Annotated in this window: 3 protein-coding genes; all 3 read left to right on the top strand. The window is 67.9% G+C overall.

All coding sequences use genetic code 11. The features are described 5' to 3' along the window. On the top strand, window positions 1-327 hold a 327-nt coding region (locus ACJ8AT_RS24140), incomplete at its 5' end, for an ATP-binding protein (RefSeq protein WP_407740191.1). 11 nt (window positions 328-338) lie between these two features. Continuing rightward, a complete protein-coding gene (locus ACJ8AT_RS24145) occupies window positions 339-812 on the top strand; it encodes a response regulator (RefSeq protein WP_407740192.1) in 474 nt (157 codons plus the stop codon). A 195-nt stretch (window positions 813-1,007) separates the two neighbouring features. Beyond that, the coding region (locus ACJ8AT_RS24150) for a HAMP domain-containing protein (RefSeq protein WP_407740193.1) at window positions 1,008-2,351 on the top strand (1,344 nt) is incomplete at its 3' end.

Consider the following 2,351-nt stretch of genomic DNA (forward strand, 5'->3'; position numbering starts at 1 on the left):
AACCTGGTGAGCAACGCCAAGTACGCCATGGATTCGGTCGCACCGGCCGAGCGGCTCCTCTGCGTCTCGCTGGAGCGCACCCCCACCGAGAACGTCCATATCGTGGTGCATGACAATGGAATGGGCATCGCGCCGGAGATGCTCACCCGCATCTTCCAGTATGGCTTCACCACCCGGGAGGAAGGGCATGGCTTCGGCCTGCACTCCAGCGCCATCGCGGCGCAGGAGATGGGTGGCTCGCTGACCGTTCACAGCGACGGTCCGGGACACGGCGCCACCTTCACCCTGGAGCTCCCCTATCTGCCAGCTCCCCAGGAGACGACATGAGCAACCCCCCCATGAAGAGACGCATCCTCGTCATCGACGACTCGGAGGCCATCCACACGGACTTCCGGCGGATCCTCAGCCCCGAGCAGCGCCGCAGCCGGGGGGACATCGACGTGCTGGAGGAGGCCCTCTTCGGTCCGCCTGCCTCCCGCGCCAATGCCTCCGCCGAGCCGGAGTTCGAGGTGGACTCGGCCTTCCAGGGCCAGGAAGGGGTCGCCAAGATCAAGGAGTCCCTGGCGGCGGGCCGGCCCTATTCGCTGGTGTTCCTCGACTACCGGATGCCCCCGGGCTGGAACGGCGCCGAGACGCTGCGGCGCCTGCGTGAGGTGGCGCCCTCGCTGCACGTGGTGCTGTGCTCGGCCTACTCCGACTACTCCTGGTCGGAGCTCGTGCACGAGTTCGGCGAGCGCCAGTCGTTGAGGGAATTGCGCAAGCCCTTCAACGGCCAGGAAGTGCGCCAGCTGGCCGTGGCCCTCACCGAGTAGCCACGCGCCCCGGGAGCGCCCACCAGGCGCCCCGGCAAGCCCATCCCCGCACGCTCGTGCGAGGAATATGCACGACGCCTGTCGTGTCCCGTCCTGTCGACCTTTTTCTGGAGGTAGTTCACCCCGGGCCGACAGGAACTGATGCTTCACTCTTCCAAACCCAGTGCCCCCCTGGCCCGGTCCACGCTCCTCCACATGGGCGTGCGCATCGCGGTCATCATCGCCCTGACGACGCTCTTCAGCTACCTGCACATGTTCCACACGCTGCGCGAGGAAGCGCTCACGCAGCTGGAGCAACATGTCTCGGAGCGCGGGCAGCGCGAGCAGGCCATCTTCGTGCTGGCCGAGGACAACCACGCCGTCCTCACGAAGGCCCTCGCGGAGCGGATTCAATCCCTGTCATCCCAGGACGTGAGCGAGCGTTTCGACCGCCTGTTCACCCGCCTGCCCGACGGCACGGTCCGCAACCGGCCCGAGGGCTTCGACGGCACGAAGATGATCGGTCTCTTCGTCCCCCGGGGCGTGAAGCTCACCGAGGAGCTGCGCCGGAGGATTGTCGCTTCGTACGACGTGCTCGTGCAGTACGGGCCCGCCTTCCATACGCGCTTCCAGAACACGTACATCACGCTGCCCGAGGGGCCGAATCTCCTCTTCTGGCCGGAGAGCCCCACCTATTGCCAGGACGCGGCGGCGGACTTCTCGCTCACCGACCTCGCGTTCTTCCCCATCAGCACCCCCCAGAACAATCCGGAGCGGAAGACGGCCTGGAGCGAGGCCTACTACGATCCCCCCTCCAAGCTCTCCCTGACCTCGGTCGTCACCCCGCTGGACCTGGAGGGCCGCCATGTCGCGACCGTCGGTCACGACGTGATCCTCGGGGACATGGTGACCCGAACCCTCCGGGATCGACGGACCGGCACCTACAACGTCATCTTCCGCGATGATGGGCAGCTCATCGCCCATCCCGCGCTGCCGGCGACGGGGCCCACTGGGGTCTACAACATCCTGGGCATCGAGAAGCAGTCGGACGGAATGCCCGCGCGGCTCGGCTCCGAGCAGCTGCGCACCCACCTGCGCGACCTCTTCGAGCGCGTGCGGAAGGCTCCGCCCGGCGAGCGCGTGGTGGAGCTGTCCGAGCACGGCGAGTACCTCGCCTCCACCCGGCTCCAGGGCCCCGGCTGGACCTTCGTCACCGTCCTCCCCGAGAGCATGGTGATGAAGCCCGCTGTCCAGGCCGCGCGCTACGTCCTGCTGCTGGGCATCCTCTCGCTCGTCCTCGAGCTGGGCATCATGGCCTGGGTGCTCCGGCATCAGATCACCCGCCCGCTGGTGGCCTTCGCCCGGGCCACCGAGCGCGTGGCCTCCGGCGACTTCCACGTCGAGCTGGACACCTCTCGCAACGATGAGCTGGGACAGCTCGCCCGCTCCTTCCGCCGCATGGCCGACGAGGTGCAGCGCCGCGAGGAAGCCCTGCGTCAGGCCAACGAGGGTCTGGAGCAGCGGGTCGAGGAGCGCACCCGCGAGCTCAAGGACGTCCAC

The sequence above is a fragment of the Hyalangium sp. genome (assembly GCF_045802625.1).
Lineage (GTDB): Bacteria > Myxococcota > Myxococcia > Myxococcales > Myxococcaceae > Hyalangium.